The organism is Microbispora sp. KK1-11 (assembly GCF_006874435.1).
Classification (GTDB): domain Bacteria; phylum Actinomycetota; class Actinomycetes; order Streptosporangiales; family Streptosporangiaceae; genus Microbispora; species Microbispora catharanthi.
In genome coordinates, this window is record NZ_VIRJ01000019.1 from 137,077 (window position 1) to 157,985 (window position 20,909).

At 69.9% G+C, this 20,909-nt stretch carries 15 protein-coding genes; 6 read left to right on the plus strand and 9 right to left on the minus strand.

From position 1 onward, the window contains the following. The first annotated feature begins 32 nt into the window (after positions 1 to 32). Complete coding sequence (locus FLW16_RS25635) at positions 33 to 1,049, plus strand: LacI family DNA-binding transcriptional regulator (protein WP_142562679.1); 1,017 nt, start codon at positions 33 to 35, stop codon at positions 1,047 to 1,049. Between the two features lie 43 nt (positions 1,050 to 1,092). On the opposite strand, the gene FLW16_RS25640 is transcribed toward FLW16_RS25635, so the two are convergent. The 5 genes from FLW16_RS25640 to FLW16_RS25660 form a co-directional block, all read right to left on the minus strand. Continuing rightward, complete coding sequence (locus tag FLW16_RS25640) at positions 1,093 to 2,103, minus strand: C-terminal binding protein (RefSeq protein WP_142562680.1); 1,011 nt, start codon at positions 2,101 to 2,103, stop codon at positions 1,093 to 1,095. Beyond that, complete coding sequence (locus FLW16_RS25645; protein ID WP_221891280.1) at positions 2,090 to 3,895, minus strand: IlvD/Edd family dehydratase; 1,806 nt, start codon at positions 3,893 to 3,895, stop codon at positions 2,090 to 2,092. Before FLW16_RS25645 ends, FLW16_RS25640 begins: the two co-directional genes overlap by 14 nt. Positions 3,896 to 4,027: 132 nt before the next feature. Next, positions 4,028 to 5,404 (minus strand): glucose-6-phosphate dehydrogenase, encoded by a 1,377-nt coding sequence (locus tag FLW16_RS25650; protein WP_142562681.1) that lies wholly within the window; start codon positions 5,402 to 5,404, stop codon positions 4,028 to 4,030. Further along, entirely contained in the window at positions 5,401 to 7,191 is a 1,791-nt protein-coding gene (locus FLW16_RS25655; RefSeq protein ID WP_221891281.1) for a glycoside hydrolase family 15 protein, read from the minus strand. Before FLW16_RS25655 ends, FLW16_RS25650 begins: the two co-directional genes overlap by 4 nt. An 84-nt stretch (positions 7,192 to 7,275) precedes the next feature. Further along, positions 7,276 to 8,238: an aldo/keto reductase gene (locus tag FLW16_RS25660; RefSeq protein WP_142562684.1), complete on the minus strand. Its 963-nt coding sequence runs from the start codon at positions 8,236 to 8,238 to the stop codon at positions 7,276 to 7,278. A 611-nt stretch (positions 8,239 to 8,849) separates the two neighbouring features. Between FLW16_RS25660 and FLW16_RS25665 the strand changes: the two genes are divergently transcribed. Together FLW16_RS25665 and FLW16_RS25670 are read left to right on the plus strand one after the other, a co-directional pair. Beyond that, positions 8,850 to 10,193, plus strand: a complete 1,344-nt coding sequence (locus FLW16_RS25665) for a hypothetical protein (protein ID WP_142562685.1) — start codon at positions 8,850 to 8,852, stop codon at positions 10,191 to 10,193. Between the two features lie 13 nt (positions 10,194 to 10,206). After that, positions 10,207 to 12,303 (plus strand): PQQ-binding-like beta-propeller repeat protein, encoded by a 2,097-nt coding sequence (locus tag FLW16_RS25670; protein ID WP_142562686.1) that lies wholly within the window; start codon positions 10,207 to 10,209, stop codon positions 12,301 to 12,303. A 117-nt stretch (positions 12,304 to 12,420) separates the two neighbouring features. On the opposite strand, the gene FLW16_RS25675 is transcribed toward FLW16_RS25670, so the two are convergent. Genes FLW16_RS25675 through FLW16_RS25685 form a run of 3 tightly spaced genes read right to left on the minus strand, consistent with a single transcriptional unit; the run spans position 12,421 to position 16,009 of the window. Further along, positions 12,421 to 14,589 carry a CotH kinase family protein gene (locus FLW16_RS25675; RefSeq protein WP_221891282.1) on the minus strand — a complete coding sequence of 723 codons (2,169 nt, stop codon included), beginning with the start codon at positions 14,587 to 14,589 and terminating at the stop codon, positions 12,421 to 12,423. Continuing rightward, complete coding sequence (locus FLW16_RS25680) at positions 14,580 to 15,407, minus strand: polyphosphate polymerase domain-containing protein (RefSeq protein ID WP_221891283.1); 828 nt, start codon at positions 15,405 to 15,407, stop codon at positions 14,580 to 14,582. Before FLW16_RS25680 ends, FLW16_RS25675 begins: the two co-directional genes overlap by 10 nt. Then, entirely contained in the window at positions 15,404 to 16,009 is a 606-nt protein-coding gene (locus FLW16_RS25685; RefSeq protein WP_142562687.1) for a DUF4956 domain-containing protein, read from the minus strand. The genes FLW16_RS25680 and FLW16_RS25685 overlap by 4 nt, the downstream gene beginning before the upstream one ends. A 1,016-nt stretch (positions 16,010 to 17,025) precedes the next feature. On the opposite strand from FLW16_RS25685, the gene FLW16_RS25695 reads away from it, so the two are divergent. Continuing rightward, entirely contained in the window at positions 17,026 to 18,420 is a 1,395-nt protein-coding gene (locus tag FLW16_RS25695) for a M14 family zinc carboxypeptidase (protein ID WP_185949589.1), read from the plus strand. A 170-nt stretch (positions 18,421 to 18,590) separates the two neighbouring features. After that, positions 18,591 to 19,481, plus strand: coding sequence for a MurR/RpiR family transcriptional regulator (locus FLW16_RS25700; RefSeq protein WP_185949590.1), 891 nt, complete (start codon positions 18,591 to 18,593; stop codon positions 19,479 to 19,481). On the opposite strand, the gene FLW16_RS25705 is transcribed toward FLW16_RS25700, so the two are convergent. Continuing rightward, positions 19,460 to 19,777, minus strand: a complete 318-nt coding sequence (locus FLW16_RS25705; protein ID WP_142562692.1) for a helix-turn-helix transcriptional regulator — start codon at positions 19,775 to 19,777, stop codon at positions 19,460 to 19,462. The genes FLW16_RS25700 and FLW16_RS25705 overlap by 22 nt on opposite strands. A gap of 106 nt (positions 19,778 to 19,883) precedes the next feature. Between FLW16_RS25705 and FLW16_RS25710 the strand changes: the two genes are divergently transcribed. Further along, positions 19,884 to 20,885 (plus strand): zinc-dependent alcohol dehydrogenase family protein, encoded by a 1,002-nt coding sequence (locus FLW16_RS25710; protein ID WP_142562693.1) that lies wholly within the window; start codon positions 19,884 to 19,886, stop codon positions 20,883 to 20,885. The last annotated feature ends 24 nt before the right edge of the window (positions 20,886 to 20,909 follow it).

Here is a 20,909-nt window from a genome sequence, read left to right on the forward strand (position 1 = left end):
AACAGAATGGTCGGGACGTGAGGGGGAATGCGGTGAAGCGGCCGACCATCGCCGAGATCGCGGCACGGGCCGGTGTCTCGATCGGCGCCGTGTCGTACGCGCTCAACGGACGGCCGGGGGTGTCCGCGGAAACCCGCAAACTCATCCTCGACATCGCCAACGAGATCGGCTGGCGGCCGAGCGCGGCGGCCAGGTCCCTGTCCGGGTCCCGGGCGCACAGCGTCGGCCTGATCATCGCCCGCCCGGCGGACACGCTCGGTGTCGAGCCGTTCTTCATGCGGTTCATCGCCGGGCTGGAACGCGAACTGTCCGGGCGGCGCACCGCTCTGCTTCTGCAGGTCGTCGAGGACCACCGCGCCGCGATCGACGCGATGCGGCTGTGCTGGGCGGAACGGCGCGTCGACGGCATGGTGATCACCGACCTGTGGACGGAGGACGCGCGGATCCCGGTGCTGGAGGAACTCCAGATCCCGGCCGTTCTGGTCGGCCGGCCCCGGCCGGACACCGAGCTGCCCGCCGTCTGGACCGACGACGCGGCAGCCGTGGTCTCGGCGGTCGACTACCTCGTGGCGCTCGGACACCGCCGCATCGCCCGCGTCGCGGGGTTGTCCGCACTTGAGCACACCCAAGTACGCATCGCGGCCTTCCGCCAGGCCGTGCTCGGTCACGGCCTCGGCGAACCACAGGTCATCGAGACCGACTACACCTGGGAGGAAGGCATGCGGGCCACGCGGACGCTGCTGTCCCGGCGCGACCGCCCGACCGCGATCACGTTCGACAACGACGTGATGGCCACCGCCGCGCTCAACGTGGCACAGGAGATGGGCGTCGCCGTGCCGGACGAGCTGTCGATCGTGGCCGGTGACGACTCGCAGCTGTGCGTGATGGTACGACCGGCGCTGACGGCGCTCTCTTGGGACATCCAGGCGTACGGCGTGCAGACCGCACGGGTGCTGGCGGACACGATCGACGGCCGTTCCCCCGGCTCGCGACAGGTCGACACGGCGAGTCTGGTCGTACGGTCGAGCACCACCTCACCGCCGGCCTGACCGACCGTCACCGCGCAGAACGGCAGGAGCTTCGCGCGGTCCCTTACCGGCGGGAGCCTGCGGTCACGTCGTTGACCGGGCAACGGGCCGGTTGCCCGGTCAGGACCCGTACGGCCTCCTCGGCGGCGATGCGCCGCACGGTCGTGATGGCCTCCTCGGAGTAGTAGGCGGCGTGAGGCGTGACGATCACGTTGGGAAGCGTCAGGAGAGGATTGCGGGGGCGCCAGTCGCGTTGTTTCGCGGGCTCCTCCTCGAGGTCGTCCAGTGCCGCGCCGGCGATCCACCCTTCGGTGAGTGCCTGGTAGATCGCGGAGTCTTCCACGATGGGCCCTCGCGCGGTGTTGATGAGGATGGCGGTCGGCTTCATCCTGCGGAGGGTCGCACGGTCGAACATGTGGTGTGTCCGCGGGGTGAGCGGCGCCTGGATCACCAGGTAGTCGGCGCCTTCCACGAGGTCGTCGAAGGACACCGGCCGCACCTGGCGCGATCGGATCTCGGACTCGTCGAGGAACGGGTCGTGCGCCCAGACCTCGACGCCGAACGCTCTCGCGCGTTCGGCGATGAGCTGTGCGATGGCGCCGAAGGACAGCAGGCCGAACACGCGTCCCTTCAGCCGCCAGATCGGCTCCCCACTCTGCCAGCGCCACTCGCCCTGCCGGGTCGCCCGGTCGTATTGGCAGATCTTGCGGACACCGGCGAGCCAGAGCGCGACGGCGTGATCGGCGACCTCGTCGGCGCACCAGTCGTTCGGCGCGTTCGTGACCTGGATGCCCCGCCGGGTCGCGGCGGCGACGTCGACGATGTCCACGCCGGTGCCGTAGCGAGCGATCACCCGGCACCGGGTGAACGCGTCGATGGCGCGTGCGCCGACCCGCGCGTACTGGGTCAGGACCCCGTCGGCGTCCCGGCCTGTCTCGATCACCTCGTCCTCGCTCTTGCACTGTGCGGCGAGGAGCCGGAATCCGGCGCCCTCGACGATCGCGCGCTCGATGTCCACATCGCCGAAGTCGAAGTCGGCGATCAGGACGGTGCCGCGGGGGTCAGTGCGAGTCACGGGGGATCCCCTTGGTGTGTACGAGATCCTGGTACGACACGGCGAGCTCCAGGCAGCCTCCGCCGTCCAACTGCCCGACCGTGGCCCGGTAGATCTCCTGCCACGGTGTCTGGTGTCGCAGTGCCGGCGGCGTGTGGTGAGCCCACCGTGCGGCGATCTCCTCGTCCGACAGGAGGACGTCGACGCGTGCCCTGTCCATGTCGATACGGATCCGGTCGCCGGTGCGCAGGATGGCGAGGTTGCCGCCGGCCGCGGCCTCGGGGCTGGCGTTGAGGATGGAGGGGGCGTCCGAGGTGCCGCTCTGCCGGCCGTCGCCGAGCGTGGGCAGGGCGGTGACGCCCTGCCGGATCAGCGCGGCGGGCACCTCCATGTTCACGACCTCGGCCGATCCCGGGTAGCCGATGGGCCCGGTGTAGCGGATGACGAGGATGCAGTCCTCGTCTATGCCAAGCTCGGGATCCTCGATGCGGGCGTGGTAGTCCTCGGGCCCGTCGAAGACGACGGCGCGAAGGTCGAACACCTGCGGGTCGTCCGGGTGCGGCAGGTGGCGGGCCCGGAAACTGTCGCTGATGACCGAGATCTTCATGACCGCGGAGTCGAACAGGTTCCCGGTCATGACGAGGAGACCTCCCCGCGCGGCGACAGGATCGTCGAAGGGACGGATGACCGCCGGGTCGGCGGCGGGGACATCCTCCAGGTTCTCGCCCACGGTGCGACCGGAGACCGTCATCGCGTCGCCGTGCAGGCGTCCCGCTGCCAGCAACGACCGCATGACCGCCGGGACGCCGCCGGCGAGGTGAAAGTCCTCGCCGAGAAACTCACCGGCGGGGGCGACGTTCGCGAGCACCGGGATGTCGGCTCCGACTCGTTGCCAATCCTGGTTGGACAGCGCCACCCCCACGTGACGCGCGATGGCGTTGACGTGGATGGGCACGTTGGTCGAGGCGGCGATGGCCGACGCGACGACGATCGCGTTCTCGAAGGCCTGCCGCGTCATGATCGTGCGCGGAGCGAGGTCCTCGTGCACCAGGGCCACCGCTCGCAGGCCCGTTCGATAGGCCATCTGCGCCCGCTCCCGATAGGGGGCCGGGATCGCCGCGCACCCGGGCAGGGACATGCCCAGCGCCTCGGCCAGACTGTTCATCGACAGCGCGGTGCCCATCGTGTTGCAGTGCCCGACGCTGGGTGCGGACGCGGCCACGCGGGCCATGAATTCGTCGTAGTCGATCTGCCCGCTGACGAGCAGCCGCCTCGACTGCCAGATCACCAGCCCCGAGCCCGACGAGCCTGTCCTTTTGCCCTCGTAGTAGCCGTTGAGCATCGGCCCGCCCGAGAGCACTATCGCCGGGATGTTCACGGTCGCCGCCGCGGTCAGGCACGCGGGCGTGGTCTTGTCGCAGCCTGTCGTCAGGACAACTCCATCGAGTGGATACCCGTAGAGCACCTCGACCAGTCCGAGGTAGGCGAGGTTGCGGTCCAGCGCCGCGGTGGGTCGCTTGCCCGTCTCCTGGAGCGGATGGACGGGGAACTCGAACGGGATGCCCCCGCCGTCGCGGATTCCGGCCTTGACCCGTTCGGCGAGGGCAAGGTGGTGCCGATTACAGGGCACCAGGTCGCTGCCCGTCTGGGCGATGCCGATGATCGGGCGGCCCGACTGAAGTTCATCGGGAGTGAGGCCGTAGTTGAGGAAACGCTCGAGATACAGAGCCGTCATCTGCGGGTTGCCCTTGTTGTCCCACCACGCCTGGCTGCGTAGGGCTCCTGCGGTGCGCTTCGCCGGTGGCATCCCCATCTGCCGCCCCTCGAAAGACGTCCTCTACGGCACCATCTGGTCATCTACCCGGCGCTCGTCCACGAGAAGCGCTCCGACGTGCGGAAATACGGCAAAGGTGGACACTTCCCGCCTTCTGAAGTGATGGCCGGCTCACAGCGCGTCCTCCCGCACCGAGACCGGCCCGCCCGATCCGGCCGGGTACTCCCGGAGCGGAACGAGATCCTCTGACCAGGCCGACAGCACCGGCGTCAGGACCCGCCAGGACTCCTCCGCCTCGTCGCCCCGGATGGACAGGGCGGCGTTCCCGCTCAGCACGTCCAGCAGCACCTGGCTGTAGGCGGGCAGGTCCGGTGGCTCCGTCCGGGCGGTCAGCGTGAGCGGGACGAGGGTCCGGGTGTGGGAACCGATGCCCGTCAGATCCAGGGTCAGATCTTCCGGGTCGAGCCCGAATCGGAGCACGTTGGGCAGGACCTCCCCGCTGAGGCCCAAGGGCAGGTGGGGCACGTGCCGGAACCGCACCGCGATCTCCTTGCGGTCGTCTCCGAGTGCCTTGCCGCTGCGAAGCCTGAAGGTCGTTCCCGACCAGCGCCAGCCGTCCAGTTCCAGCTCCACCTCGGCGAAGGTCTCGGTGCGGTGCCCCGGGTCCACGCCTTCCTCGTCGACGTAGGCGGGAACCTCGCGGTCGCCGACCCGGCCGGCCGTATAGCGTGCGCGGTGGGTGCGGCGGAGGATGTCCTCGCCGGTCGGGGGCCGCACCGAGCGCAGCACGTCGACCTTCCGGTCACGCAGATCACGCTCGCCGAGGCTGATCGGTGGTTCCATGGCCACCAGGCACAGCAACTGCAGCAGGTGGTTCTGCACCATGTCCTTGAGCGCGCCGACCCCGTCGTAGTAGCCCGCCCTGCCTTCCAGCGTGAGGCGCTCGTCCCAGACGATCTCCACCTCGGCGACGTGGGAGCTGTTCCAGATGGGTTCCAGCACACGGTTGGCCAGCCGGCTGCCGAGCACGTTCTGGACGGTCGTCATGGCCAGGAAGTGGTCGACCCGGAACACCGCCTGCTCCGGCACGAGGTCGTCCAGCAGCCGGTTCAGCCGCACCGCGCTGTCCAGATCTTCGCCGAACGGCTTCTCCAGGGCTATCCGGCTGCCCGCAGGCAGGCCCACGTCATGCAGCGCGGTGACCACGATGGGGAAGACGGCCGGGGGCAGGGCGAGATAGACGGCGACCGGCCCGTCGCCCGCGACGACCGACGCGACGTCGGCGGGGTCGGTGACATCGGCCCGTTGATAACGGGCCGAGGCCACGACCGCCTTCCTCGCGTCGGCCGGCCAGGATTCCCCGTGCCGGTCGAGTTGGGCGGCCGCCCAGTGCCGGAACTGCTCGCCGTGCCAGTCCTGGCGTCCGACGCAGGTCAGCCGGAACCGGTCGCCGAGGTGTCCCGCCGCCCGCAGCGCGGCCAGCGCCGGCAACAGGTAGCGCGCGCTCAGGTCACCCGTGGCGCCGAAGACGGCGAGGCGATCGATCATGCCGCACCCGCTCTCGCCTGCGCGAGTTTCACGCCGCTGGTGATGATCCCGATGTGGCTGAACGCCTGCGGAAAGTTGCCCATGAACTCGCCCGTGGAAGGGTCGATCTGCTCGGAGAGCAGCCCGAGCGGGCTCGCCCGCGCGCACAGCGACGCATACAGCTCCTCGGCTTCTTCCCTCCTGCCCTGGCCGGTCAGGTTGTCGACGAGCCAGAAGCTGCACAGCACGAAGGCGCCCTCGTCGCCGGCTATCCCGTCGGGTGACTGATCATGCAGGTAGCGGTACAGCAGGCCGCCGCCGGCCGCCAGGCGCTTCTCGACGGCCGTGGTGGTGGCGACCATCCGCGGGTGATCGGCCGGGACGACGTGCCGCAGAGGAAGCGCGAGCAGGCTGGCGTCCAGGCTGCCGCCGCCATGGAGATGCTCGCTCAGGCTCTGCGCGTCGTGGTCCCAGGACTGGTCGAGGATGATCTGGCGCACCTTGCGGGCCAGCGTCCGCCACTCCGCGATCGGCCCGGGCAGGCCGAGCCGCTCACCGATCGTCGCGGCCCGGTCGAGGGCCACCTGGCACATTCCCGCGGAGTAGGTGAACGCCCTGCCTTCGCCGCGCACCTCCCAGATGCCCTGATCCGGTTGCCGCCACGCCTTGCCCGCCGCGTCGGCCAGCCCGGCCAGGTCGGCCCACAGCGCGGGCTGAACCTCACCACCGGAGCGCATCCACTGGTAGGCGCAGTCCAGTATCTCGCCGTAGATGTCGTGCTGGCGCTGGTCGGCGGCGCCGTTGCCCCATCGCACGGGGGCGGAGCGCCGGTAACCTTCCAGCTCGGGGTCCTCGACCTCGTCGGGCACCGGTCTGCCGCCGAGCTCGTACATGATGCGCGGCCGCCGGCTCTGCTCGAAGGCGTCGAGAACCCAGCCGAGGAAGGCGTCGGCCTCGTTGCAGAAGCCGATGCGGCGCATGGCGAACACGGCGAAGGCCGCGTCGCGGATCCAGGTGTAGCGGTAATCCCAGTTACGAACCCCGCCGACGGGCGCGGGCAACGAGGACGTGGGCGCCGCGACCAGCGAGCCGTTGACCCAGTCGTCGCACAGTTTCAGCGTGATCGCGGCGCGCCGGACCAACGGTTCCTCGGGACCGCGGTAGCTGAACTGCGTCATCCAGCGGCGCCACGCGTCGGCGGTTTCCCGCAGCATCGCCTCGGCGTCGAACCGGTGGTGGCGGTGGAAACGCCCCCAGGACAGCACCAGATCAAGGCGATCACCCTGCTCCAGGTCATGCGTGCTGCACAGGCCGGTCAGGGGACGATTGGAGCGTAGGTGCAGCCGCAGGTCCGGCCGCCGGGACACCCGTACTTCCAGGCCGCTGAACAGGGCCCGGGCCTGCCCGCCGCCGCGCGGCCTCAGCTCCACCCGCAGGCGGACGTTCCCGGCCAGGACGACGGCCGAACGGACGAGCTCCGCCCGGTCGACGGGAGCGTCGTCGGTGAGATCGGCGCCTGAGCGCAGGACCAGCGCATCGGTGACCCGGACCAGGCCGGTGGCGCTCCGTGACTCGGTCACCAGCACCCCGGTGTCAGGCTCATAGCGCTGCCGGGCCTCCACCAGGTCTTCCGGCGCGACGGTGAAGTCCCCGCCTCGCGCGTGGTCGAGCAAGCCGCAGAACAGCGGCTCGGAGTCGAAGCGGGGAAGGCACATCCACGAGATGGAACCGTTCAGACCGACCAGCGCCGCGGTCGATCCGTCCCCGATCAGGCCGAGATCTTCCAGCGGCGGATAACCGTCACGCATGCGAACCGGCCGGAATGATGGATCGAGATCAAGCATGTTGCCTCGTCCTTCGCCGGATGATTGATGTCGCGTGCCCGGGGGTGCTCACGTGCCCTCGGGGGAGGGCGCCCGGATGGGTACGGCCCCGGCCATGAGCTCGTCGATCCGCGCGAGGTCCTTCTCGTCCAGACGGACGTCCAGGGCGCTGACGGTCTCGGCGAGATGCGCGGGGCGGCGGGAGCCGACGATGGCGACATGGACCGCGGGGTGGGCCAGCACCCACGCCACGGCGATCTGCCCGACCGTGGCGCCCCGCTCCTCGGCGAAGCGGCGGAGTTCGCCGACCGCCTCCAGGTTGCGGCGGAAGGTGCCGCCGGTGAAGTCGGGACTGGCCGACCGCCAGTCGTTCGCAGGGAAGGTGGTCTTCTCGTCGAACCCGCCTCCCAGAAGCCCGTGCGCGAGGGGCCCGTACGCGAGCACGCCCATATCGTGCTCGGCGGCATAGGGGAGTACGTCGGCCTCGATGTCCCGATGGAACAGGTGGTAGGGCGGTTGCAGCACCTCGACCTGCCGTTCGGCCGAGAACGCGCGCATCTGCTCGGTGTCGAAGTTGGAGACGCCGACATGGTGGACGAGCCCCTCGTCGACCATGTCCCACAGGGCCGCCGCCGTCTCCTGCGGCGGGGTCCTCGGGTCAGGCCAGTGGACCTGATAAATGTCGATGTGGTCGACTCCCAGCGCGGTCAGGCTCTCCTCCACGCCCCGGCGCAGCCACGCCGGGCTGGAGTCACGCACCAGCTTCTCGCCGTCCATGCGCAGCCCGCCTTTGGTGGCGATCACCACCTGATCCGTTTCGCCTTCCAGCGCCCTGCCGAGCAGTCGCTCCGCGGCGCCGAAGCCGTATCCCTGCGCGGTGTCGAAGATGTTGATGCCCAGTTCGCGCGCGTGGTGGATGCTGTCGATCGCCGATCGCTCCTCGATCTCGCCCCACTCCCCGCCGAACTGCCAGGTGCCGTAAGCGATGGGAGTGACCTGGAGTCGTGTGCGGCCAAGCTTTACCGTCTCCATCTGCCGCCCCTTGGAAGACGTCCCCTGGAGGTCACAGGGCCACCTACCCGGCGCTCATTCACGGAATCCGCCCTTACATGCGGAAATACGGCAAAGCCGATGCCTCCCCCGTGCGCGGCGAGCGGCTGTTGACGGGCCAGCGCCGGACCGCCGTGGTTTCTCCGAGTTCCCCGGGTCCGGTGATGAGTGGCACCTTTGATGGATCGTTCCATCGTTGGCTCGCTCCTGACGCGCCGGTCCGCACGAATGGCCGTACGTCCCTGCGGATCGACTGCGAGGGTCCGGCGTATTCGGCCGAGAGGCGTTAAAACGCCTGCTCAGGCCGCGTATCGGCAGTACGTGCGGCGCATTTGGGCAAGCGCCGGTGCCCGCTTCTTGGCCACTGATACGCTTTACGCCTTTCGGTAACTCTGAGCATTTACGGGGCAAGAGTGACGACGGGGCCTGGTTATCACCAGCAGTATCCGCCTCAGCCACCGCCGCAGTGGCAGTCTGCACCTCCCCCTCCACCTCCGCCTTCACCGCAGTGGCAGTACGGCCCTCCACCACAGCAGTGGCAGCCTCCGCCTCCGCCTCCCCCTCCTGCGCCCGGACGCAGGACCGGGCTGTGGGTGACGCTCGGCATCGTGTCCCTCGTCCTCGTCGTCGCGGTGGGTGCGGGGGTGGGCCTCGTCCTGCGGGGCGGCGGCTCCGGCGACGACTCCACGGGCGACGCCGCCACCGACTCGAACACGGTCGTCGTGAAGGACGACGAGATCACCAAGCTGGTCCAGTCGCACAGCAAGGCGCTGGCCTCTGGTGACGCCAAGGCGTTCACCTCGATCTTCGACCAGAAGAACGCCGCTCTGGTCCGCGACCAGGCGAGAGTCTTCGCCAACCTGCGCAAGATGCCGCTGGCGGAGAAGTCCTACCAGGTGTTGCGCCGCCAGGGCCGGGCTCAGGACAGTTTCGGGCGGGGCGTGAAGTTCACGCAGGACGTCGCGTTCGTCCACCGGTTCGCCGGCATCGACCTGCGTCCGGTGTCCGAGTGGTACCGCTGGACCATCGAGAAGGCGTCGCCGAAAGCGCCCCTTGTCGTGACCAAGGTGCAGGGCGCGCCGCCGACGATCAGCGGCGAGGCGTCGAAGACGATGTACTTCCCCGGGCCGTGGGACATCTGGCCGGACATCGTGGTGGCGAAGGCGGGCGACAGCCTCGTCCTCGCCAGGCCGCAGGACGCCGCCCTGGCCCGGCGCGTCGCGCCCACCGTCTCGGCCGCCACCGCGAGCGATCTCGCCTTCTGGGAGAAGAACGGCGATCCGGATGCGGCGGTGCCGACCGGGTTCGTGGTGGCGCTGGTCGAGGGGAAGGCACAGCTCGGCAAGCTGTTCCGTACGGCCAAGGCGAACGAGGCCGGCGTTTCTATCCCCATGCCGAGCTGGGGGATCGCGAACGACACCGTGAAGATCGGCGGCACTCGCGTCGTCATGGACACGACGACCGAGTTCTTCAGGAACGAGCAGGGGATCACGGAGATCTCCGAGCACGAGCTCGCGCACTCGCTCGTCGCCGGGCTCGACAGTGCACAGTTCGCTCTGTTCGGCCGGGCGAACTGGATCACCGAGGGCTTCGCCGAGTACGTCGCCGGCCGTAACCGGCCGATCAACGCGAACCGGCGTTTCAGCGAGGGCCGCGCCTACGTGGCAGGGCAGCTCGCCATGCCGTTCGACGGAAAGCTGCCGACCAACGCCCTCTGGGACTTCAAGCAGATGACCAGCGTCAACTACCTCATGGGGCATCTGGCCATGCGGTTCGCCGCCCAGAAGTACGGCGAACGGAAGCTGGTCGAGGGCGTGGTGGCGGCTTACCGGGCGCCGGGCGACGACAGCGAAGCCGCTCTGTTCCAGGCGCTCGGCGTGACGAAGGCGGACTTCGAGCGGCAGTGGGCGGGCTACGTCCGCGCCCAGCTCGCGTGATCGGGGGACAGGCATGACGGATCAGCACACCGGGAACCCGTACGGCGGGTCCACTCCGCCCACTCCGCCCTCGCCGTACCCCTACGGTCCGGGCCGATCGCCCTACGGCGGACAGGAACAGCCATACCTCGGCCAGGGACAACCCGGCGACGCCGGGAACTGGAGCCACCCGGCCGCTCCCGCTCAGCCCGCACCCGGTCAGCCGGCCTATGGTCAGCCCGCACCCGGTCAGCCGGCCTATGGTCAGCCCGCACCCGCTCAGCCGGCCTATGGTCAGCCCGCACCCGCTCAGCCAGCCTATGGCCAGGCAGCCCCCGGTCAGCAGGCCTATGGCCAGGCAGCGCCCGGTCAGCCGGCGTACGGGCAGCCGGGTGGTCAGGGGCAGTGGGGTGACGCGTCACAGGGGCTGGGCGGGCCGGGTCCGCAGGCGCCGGCCCCTCCGGCGTACGGCCCGCCCGGCCAGAGCTCGCCCTGGGGCCCGGGCGCCCCGGGCGCGCCTGCTCCGTACGGCCGGCCGGGTCAGGGCCAGCAGGCGCCGGGTCAGGGCGGACCGGGTCAGGGCGGACCGGGTCAGGGCGGACCGGGTCAGGGATATCCGGGCTCGCCCTACCCGCAGCCCTGGGGGCAGCCGCAGCCGGGCCAGACGGCTCCGGCCCCCGCGTCACCTGGGCAGGGGCAGACACCCTGGTATCCGGGCCAGCAGGGCTACGCCGGCCAGCAGGGCTACGCCGGTCAGCAGGGGGGCTACCCCGGCCAGGGCTATGGCGCTCCGGGACAGCCCGTCCAGGGGCATCCGCCGCAGCCGCAGGCACCTGGCGGCAAGGGCAGGACGGCGCTGTTCGTCGTGCTCGGGCTGGTGGTGCTGCTGGCGGTGGGCGCGGGGACCGCCTGGTTCGTCGCAGGTGGCGGTTCCGGCACCGAATCCGGCGGGGGCGCGGGGGAATGGTCCGTCCCGCTCGCGAGCGCCGACAGCATGGACTTCAGCCAGGGGCTCGCGTTCGCGGGCTGGCTGACCGACAAGACGGTGATCCGGGTGCAGCGCGACGGCGTGCTCGCCTACGACCTGACCTCGGGCAAGCGCGCCTGGGGCGCCCCCTCGCCCGGCGACCAGCTCTGCGGCGCCACCGCCGACCTGACGGACGGCAAGGGCGCCGTGGCGTACGGCAGCGACCAGCTGTGCGACCACCTGGCCGGCGTCGACGCGACGACAGGAAAGATCACCTGGAAGATCAAGATTCCGGCGGAGAAGTCCCGGCTGGCCAACTCGCTCACGGTGCCCCGGATCATGGACGCGGGCGACGTCGCCGTGGTGTACGCGAACGATATCCTGTCCGGCTACCGCCTGTCGGACGGCGCGAAGCAGTGGACGGCCCGGTTGGCCGAGGGCTGCCACATCAAGGACGTGAACACGGCGGCCACCCGGGTGGCCCTGCTCCTCGACTGCAGCTTCGAGGGCTCGGGCAACTTCGTGCAGGCGCTCGACCCGAAGAGCGGCAAGGCCGTATGGCGCTACAAGATGGGCGATCTCAGCCTGATGAGCCTGGTGCTGTCGGCCGACCCCCTGGTCGTCCGGCAGGAGGAGGGCGACAAGAGCACCTTCCTCGTTCTCGACGACCGAGGTGGAAAGCTCAGCGAGTTCACGACCGGCAAGGTGGACATGCTCGCCATGAACACGGTCGCGTTCGTGGACGGGATGTTCGAGCAGCGCCGCTACGCCGTGCACGGCGACCGTCTCTACCTCACGACCTTCCCCGAGAACGTGCCGGGCAAGGCGCGATCGAGCGACAAGGCGCTCGCCTTCGACCTCAAGACCGGCAAGCAGGTGTGGGAGTCGTCCGGCACCCGGCCCACGATGCTGAATCTCGTCCGCGCCGACGACCACGGCCTGCTCGCCCTGGAGGTCGGCGACTGGCGCGACCTGTCTCCCCGGCTCGTCCGCCTGGACGCGGCGACCGGTAAGGCGGCGGAGGTGGCGGAGCTGCCGCAGAAGTACGGCACCGAGGGGGACGACGCGCGGGTCTTCGAGCGGAACGGCGCCGTCGTCATCGTGCCGTGGACCTCGGTCGCCGTGAAGCACGCGGTCGTCTACGTCCACACCAAGGAGAGCTGACGGGCCGGGCCCGCATGGCGGCGGCCGAGAACGCGCATGCCGAAGTGATCACGGCAGGGCACTCCGGTGCGCGACGAGGTCCCGTCCGACGGACGGGACCTCGCAGGCTCCTTCAGGTCACGGGCTGGTGCAGGTGGCCGCCGGGGTGGCCGATGATCCTCCGCCGACGAAGCCGAAGGTCGTGCTCCCGTTGGCCGCGAGCGAGCCGTTCCACGACTCGTTGCGCACCGTCACGGCGGAGCCGGAGCCCGAGCGCACGCCTCCCCATATCTGGGTGATGGTCTGCGAACCGGGCCAGGTCCAGTTCACGGTCCAGCCGTTGATCGCCGCGTTGCCCGCGCGCACCGTGACCTCACCCTGGAAGCCGTCGGGCCAGGAGTTGACCACCCGGAACGTCGCCGAGCACGCGCCGGACACTCCGCCGGACGGTGAGGGGCTCGGGCTCGGCGAGCGACTCGGGCCGACGCTGGGCGACGGGCTCGGCGAGGGGCTGGGGCTGGGCGAGCGGCTCGGGCTCGTGCTGGGCGATGGGCTGGGGCTGGGCGAGGTGACCGCACCGCCCCACCCCGCCGTCGAGTCCAGCCAGGCCGCGCGGCGCAGCGTCCAGTCGCGCAGGTACTGCACCTGACCCTGCCAGGTGGACGCGGTCGGCGTGTTGAAGAAGCCGATGGTGCGCGTCGTGAGGTTCGGCCAGCGCTGGAAGTTCCGCTGCGCGGCGTTGGTCAGCGGCTGGGCGAGAGCGTCGATCCTGCTCTGCAGCGCGGCGTCGGACAGCACGCCGCGGCGCAGCGTCTGCCAGCGCGCCTTGACCTGGTCGACGAAGGCCGGATCCCGCATGAGCTGGGTGAACCAGTCGTTGGCGAGCGGCTGCCGGGTCTGCTGATACTGCCAGCCAGCGGTCTGGTCGTTCTGGAAGAACCCGCCCACGCCGAACGTGAGGTCGTAGTCCCACAGCGGGCCGGCGAAGATCTTCGTGTCCCGGTCCTTGTAGAAGTAGGCGCTGCGGTAGTTGGCGTCCATGTTCCGGCTCAGCTCGTAGACGATCAACTGATCGATGAACGAACCCACGTCGATGTACGCCCGATAGCCGGTGTCCGGGTCGGCGAAGTTCTGCGAGTGCAGCACGTTGTGGAATTCCTGGATGTAGCCCCGCAGCCAGTCCTTCTGCTGCGGCTGCAGCGGCGAGGGGTCGACCACTTCGAGGTAGGTCCAGCAGGTGGCCGACGACCCGCTGCACGGCAGCGTCGGCTCCTCCGCGGCCATCCACTCGAACTTCCAGATGTACCCGCCCGTGAGCTTCGGCAGGGTCGTGTCGTCCTCGTCCAGCTTCTTGAGGTCGAGGCGATTCTTCGAGTTCTTGATCGTCTCGGCCAGCATGTAGACGCCCATGTAGTCGTCGGCGCCCACCGGACCGGCGTCGGTGTTGAGGTAGAGCTCCACGAACCGATACCGGGGAACCTTCAGCCCCATCTCCTTGCCGAGATCGTAGACCAGGGCCTCGCGGATCAGCGACTTGTCCGGGAACGGCCCGCGCAGCACCCAGTCGGAGTCGGCCGGCATCCCCAGCACCGGGTAGTCGGCGTCGTCGTCGTCGTTGTCCCGGAACTCGAGGCGATACGGCGCCTTCTCGAACGAGGCCGACGACTGCCCCCGCAGGTGGAATCCGGAGCGGGTGGCGACCGCCGGAGCCGCGGCCAGCGACGTCGCCGCACCGCTGCCCGGCTCGAAGATCATGGTGGCGGCGTCGAGGTAGTCCCGGCCGGGCTTGCCCTTGCCGTACGAGTCGATCAGGACCAGCGGCAGATCGTGGGCCGTGGTGGTGGCGCGGGCGACGTACATGGCCGTTCCGGGCTTTCCGGACGCCGTGCCGTCGGCGAAGGCCTGTGCGCGCAGCTGGGTGGTGCGGGTGAACTGCAGCGGCTGGCCACCGTAGAGCGCCGACTGCGCGGTGGGCGGTGTTCCGTCGGTGGTGTAGCGGATCTGCGCGCCGCCGACCGCGGTGCTCAGCGACACCGACACCTGCCCCTGGAAGGTGCCGCTCGGCACCGAGAAGGCGATGTCGCCGGTCAGGTCGTCGGCCGCCGCTGCCGCCGCTGCGGTGGTGCTCGTCGCGCGGCCGGCCGACGCGGTGCCGGAAGCCGATCCGGCGCCCGCCGATGACGGGTACGCGTTGAGGGGCCCGGCGAGGAACGCGGTGAGGAGCCCGGTGAAGAGCATGGCGGCGACCGCGGTCCTCCTGACGCGGCGGGCCGCCGTGCCGCCGGTGCTGCGGAGCGTCAGACGCACGATGCCTCCTGTTCGGGGCGGTGGGAGATGTCCGGCGCCGGGTCGGGCGACGCGGTGCCGCGGAAGTGGCGGCGCAGCGTCCGCCGCCACGGCGCGTCGGGCAGGTCGGGGCGGAGCGCGGCCAGACCGGTGGCGTACTTGGAGATGCGGGCGGGTCTGATCCCGGCCCGCCACAGCATGCGGTCGACCGGCGTGGCCGCCGAGGCGCTCTTGGTCTCGACCACGGCGAGACCGGGGAGCCGCAGCGCGGCGTCGCCGTGCCGCCAGGCGAGTGCGGTGTCGACGGTGACCCGGCTGGCGGTCTCCGGCAGCAGCAGGGTGGCGCGGTGGTATTCGGTCACCAGGACCGGGCCGAGGGAGCTCCTGGCGGCGGGACCGATCGACTCGCGGTCGAGCGCCTCGTCGACGAACTCGCGCCCGGGGTCCACCGTGCCGCAGTCTCGCGGGTCGTAGGGCAGCCGGTGTTTGGTGATGCTGCCCCGCGCGCCGCTGATCTTGACCTCCAGCCAGCATTGGGCGGAGTCGAGATAGGTGCGGGTGCGCACCTTGAAACGCCGGCGCCTGCGATAGGCCGCGCGGTGGTAGCCGGCCAGCTCAGGGGTGTCGAAGTACACCGACTGGTAGCGGAAGGCGCGCTCGCCGTCGATGTCCAGCACCTGGGCGTACGGCATGAGCCGTTCCAGCAGACGGGGCAGGGCCTCCGCCGCGACCAGGTACTTGCGGTCCACCCTGGTCTGCAGCGCGGCCCGGCCGACCAGCTCGTCGAGCCCGACGGGGGCCAGCCGCGCCAGGGCGGTCCCGATGGGCATCGTGGTCATCGGCGCGCTCCGGCGGGTGCGGACGTCTCGGGTTCGGCGGTGAGCGCCCGGTCGGTCAGCGCGTACCGGACGTCGACCACGGTGGTCTCGTTGACCAGGTCGAGCCGCTGGACGGTGACGGCGTGCACCCGGGCGTCGAGGAGTTGTTCCAGGTGCGCGACGAGCGCGACATGGTCGGTGAAGGCCGATTCGAGCACCAGGATCTGGTGCCGGTAGTGCCGGAACAGCCGCCGGTGGTCGCCGAGGAACATCACCACGAGGATGAGCGCCATCATTCCGCCGCTGAGCCAGACCGAGGTGGTGCTCACCGCGCCGAGAATTCCCAGGGCGAGGGCCGAGAAATAGTAGGCGACCTCGTGCTGGTCGAGCTCCGTCGAGCGCAGGCGGATGATGGACAGCACACCGAACAACGCCATTCCCAGCCCGAGCCCGGCGCCGACATTGCCGGCGCTCAGCGCGCTCGCCACGGCGAGGACGCCGATGTTGACCCCGAGGTAGGAGACGACCAGGTCGCGTCGGCGGTGTCGGGGGAAGTAGAGCCCGAAGACGAGCAGTACCACTGCGCAGATGTCGATCGCGAACAGGACGAGCTGTGCCGACACGTTCGTTCCTCCTGAGTCGCCGCCAGGGGTGGAGCATCGCCCGCTTCTCCATACAGGCCCGGTCGAAACTTTCGAATAGAGAAAGAAAGTTTCGGGGGCCCGTGCGGAACAATAGGTGAACAACAGGTGTCGAGTCAACGAACAATCTGATACGCCGTCTTGCCGGAAATGGAACAAGCCGCCTGGTCGGGGCCTTTACAAGAGGCAGATACGTCGTCGTTTACCGAGAGTGAAGGGCGGCCCGGAGAAGGGCGCATCCGTGTGAAACTTTCACCGTCCCCGGGCCGGAAATCGGGAGAATGCGATTACCGGATGACTGGGCCGGCGGGGCGGACCGGCCACACCCGGAAGGCGGCCGGCGGTGCGGGACGTCCCCGCCCCCGTCCCCGCCCCCGCCCCCGTCCCCGTCCCCGGGACGGCGGCGGCGTCCGCGCCCCCGCGCCAGGCGACAGCCGCGAAGGCGGCACGGACCATATCCGCCCGCGCAACTGCGGCGATTATTCGGCGCATTCGGTCGCGACCGCGAATCGACTGGGTTCATACTCCCCGAGAAACTATTTCACGCTGAAAACTGCGCCGTTGGGGGCTGGGATATTCGTCGCCGTGGATGCGGGCGGCGCCGGTGCGCGAGACCGGTCACGCGGCCCGCCGTCCGCCACGCAGAACGACGGTGGTCGCTTCGTGGAGGGCTCCCGCGGTGTGCCGGTGCGGCCTGTCCGTTCCCTCACCTCCATGACCGCGCTGGAGTGCGAACAAGCACGTGCCTCCTTTCCCGGATGTGCGGATCGGGGTCGTCCACGAAGGGTTGACAGGCTCATATTCAGCCCGCAGACTTACTGAAACTTTGCAGTCAGCGGCTGTTCGGGGGTGTCGCGCACTGCCGAAAGACGGCTCGGAGAAAAGGATGCGTTTTCGTTTCCCGCTCGTCCGTGGCTGAGAAAGGTTTCAGTATGTCTTCAGGAGGCACGTCCCCCTCCACTGCCTCTGTCGTCAGGAAACGCGTTGTCACGCTGGCGTTGGGCGTCGGCTTTCTGGGAGGTCTCGGCATTCCGGCCGCCGGCGCCAGCGCCGCCGCCACGCCGAACCCCCAGGCGGTCGTCCAGCAGCAGGCGCCGAGCCTGCCCAGCGGGCGGACCACCTACCGGACGATCACGGACTACAACGACGAAATGCTGGCGCTGAGCGCCCGCCACCCCGGCCTCGTCAAGCACATCACGCTGCCGCACAAGACCCGCCAGGGCCGGGAGGTGTACGGCATCGAGGTCACCCACGACGTCGACGCCGCCGACGGCAAGCCGGTCCTGTTCATGATGGGCGTCCACCACGGCAACGAGTGGCCCTCCGGCGAGCACACGATGGAGTTCGCCTACGACCTCATCGACAACGACGGCAAGGACCCTCAGATCACGCGCCTGCTCGACAAGGCACGGGTCATCTTCGTGCCGGTCGTCAACGTCGACGGGTTCGTCATCAACCGGCGTACGAGCTGCGGACTGTCCCCGACGTGCGCGAGCAGCGCCGGCGTCGACATCAACCGCAACTACCCCTTCGGCTGGGGCAGCAACGCCGGTTCCAACGCGACGACCCGCGGCCCGGGGCCCGGCTCCGAGCCCGAAGTGCAGAACATCATGGACCTGACCAAGAACAACCAGGTCACCGTCCTGATCACGAACCACACCTCCGGTCACACCGTCCTGCGTCCGCCGCTGGAGAAGCGGGCGGGCGACACCCCGGACGAGGCCGTCTACGCCGCCCTGACCGACGCGATCACGGCCGAGAACGGCTACACGGGCATGAAGTCGGGCTTCGACTACGAGACGACCGGCGAGACCCCGGACTGGTCGTACTACGCGACCCGCGGCCTCGGGTTCACCTTCGAGATCATGAAGACCCAGTCGACCAACAACACCTACTCCGAGGTGATCGAGGACTACACGGGCACCGGTCGCTACGAGGGCAAGTCGAACCGCGAGGCGTTCATGGTGGCCCTGGAGTACGCGGCCGATCCGGCCGGGCACTCCGTCATCACCGGCAAGGCGCCGAAGGGCGCGGTCCTGAAGATCACCAAGGACTTCGACCTGTGGACCGCGCCGATCCGGCAGGCGAACAACGTCGTCGATCCGCCCCAGAGGGTCCCCACCCACCTGGAGTCGACGCTGGTCGCCCCGGCCAACGGCAAGTTCGCCTGGCACGTCAACCCGTCCGTACGGCCGGCCCCGGCCTACACCGAGACGGGCGTCGTCGCCACCGGGCCGGGCAACTTCATCAAGGAGAGCTGGACGCTCACCTGTGCCCGCCCGACCGGCGAGGTCCTCGAGACGGTGCACGTGACCGTCGACAGGGGCGAGCAGGTCGACGTGCGACTGCAGGAGTGCAAGACGAGGTTCAACGGCAACGGCCCGAAGAACTGATCGACCGACATCACCACGCAGCGAAGCCGGGCGGTCCCGACAGGGGCCGCCCGGTGGCGTTGCATCCGGCAGGCGCTTCGCGATTCATGAGTAAGGCGACCGGCCCGGCGCTGCCGGGCGGTGAACGATCACCAGGTCCCTCACGCCACGAAGAAGGGAAGTGTTCCAGGATGAGGCACGTCCCAGAGACCGGCCGGTCGCTCGCCGTGCTGGACGCCTCCCGGATCGTCGCGAACCTCCGGACGCTCTTCGACGGCCATCGCCTCTCGCCGTCACAACGCCGGATCGCGCGCTACCTGCTGGACAACGCGCAGGAGGCCGTCTTCTTCACCAGCGCCGACCTCGCCGAGCGCGTCGGCGTCAGCCAGCCGTCGGTCACGCGCTTCGCCGCCGCGCTCGGGTTCCGCGGGTTCCCCGAGTTCCGGGAGGCGCTGCGCACGTCCGTGTTCGGCGAACGGCCGCCGGCCGCGAAGGACGGCCACTACAACGAGATCCAGGAACTGGTCAACTCCGAGATCCGCGACCTGGAACGGCTGCGCGACGGCATGGCCGATCCCGGCCAGCTCCGGCGGGTGGCCGGCCGGCTGGCCAGGTCGAGCCCGCTCCTGGTCATGGGCCTGCGGATCAGCGCACCGCTGGCGCATCTGTTCGGCTACCTCGCCGAGAAGGTGCTCCCGGACGTACGCGTACTGGACGTGCCGGGCTCGATCCTCGAAGACCGGCTGAGCAGGGCGGCCGAGTCGGGTGCCGAATGGGTGCTCGCCATCGGCCTGCCGCGCTATCCGCGTGAACTGGCGGAGGGGCTCGTCTGGGCGCGGCGGGTCCGGTTGAAGATCGCCCTCGTCACCGATCAGCCGGTGGGCCGGCTCACCGACCTCGCGGACGAGGTCCTGCTGGCCCCGGTGAGCTCGGGCTTCGCGTTCGACTCCCACGCCGGCCCGACGGTCCTGTGCACCGCGCTGCTGCACACCATGCTGGACACCCTGGCCGCCGAGGGCCAGGCCCGGCTGGAGGCGTTCGACGACAGGGCCGCGGAGCGTCAGGTCTTCCTCACCGGCTGACGCGTCAGGGCGTCGAGCAGGCCGGGGAACACCTCGTCCATCTCGGCGCGGCGCAGGGAGTTCATCCGCGACGTCCCGACGTAGTACTGCCGGATCAGGCCCGCCTCGCGCAGCACGTTGAAGTGGTGGGTGGCGGTGGACTTGCTGACCGGGATGTCGAAACCCCCACAGGGGATGTCCACGCCGGAGGCGTCGAGCTGCGCGACGATGCTCCGGCGTACCGGATCGACGAGGGCCTCCAGCACCTGCTGGAGGTCGAACTGTGACGCCTCTGGATGCGGCGGCGTACGTCCCATGGCCCTCATAGTACGACATCCATCAAAGTTTGACAGCGATCGTACTTTCGCCGCACAGTGAACCCGACATGGCGGACAGTGATCACGACGAGCAGAGGGCGACGACATGTCGAAGACTGTGCGGTTCCACGAGATCGGCGGGCCCGAGGTGCTGCGGCTGGACGACCTTGAGCCGGGGGAGCCGGGGCCGGGCGAGGTGCGGATCCGGGTGGAGGCGATCGGCGTCAACAGGGCCGAGATCCTGTTCCGGCGCGACCGGTACATCGAGCCGGTGAAGCATCTGCCCGCCACGCTCGGCACCGAGGCGGCCGGTGTGGTGGAGGCACTCGGCCCGGAGGTGGCCGGTTTCGCGGAGGGTCAGGCGGTCAGCGTCCTGCCGGGCTTCTTCTCCCAGAACGACTACGGCGTCTACGCCGAGCGGACGATCGTGCCGGCGTCCGCGCTCCTGTCCCGTCCCGACGGGGTGGACGCGGTCACCGGTGCGGCCGTGTGGATGCCCTACCTCACGGCCTACGGCGCCATGGCGGAGGTGGCCGGGACGCGGGCGGGCGACGTGGCGGTGATCAACGCGGCGTCCAGCAGCATCGGCCTGGCCGCGATCCACACGGCCAACCGCATCGGGGCCACGCCGATCGCCGTCACCCGCACCCGTGCCAAGCGCCGGCGGCTGATCGAGGAGGGTGCGGCCGAGGTCGTCGTCTCCGACGAGGAGGACGTCGCGGGGCGGGTGCTGGAGCTGACCGACGGCAGGGGCGCCGCGTACGTCTTCGACGCCGTCGCCGGACCGGGCGTGACGGAACTGGCCAGGGCCGTCGCCCCCGGCGGGACGTTGTTGCTGTGGGGCGCGCAGAGCGGCCGGCCGACGCCCTATCCGGGGTTCGACCTGGGCATGCCCGCGCTGAACATGCGCACGTACACGGTGCTGGAGATCACCAAGGACCCCGGGCGGATGCGCCGGGCCGTCGCCTTCGTGGCCTCGGGCCTGCGCACGGGCGCCTTCCGTCCGGTGGTGGACCGCCTGTTCCCGCTGGAGGAGGTCGCGCAGGCCCACCGGCACATGGAGTCCGGCACCCAGATCGGCAAGATCGTGCTCACCGTGCGCCAGTGAACCTCGCACGGGCGAACCCCGAGC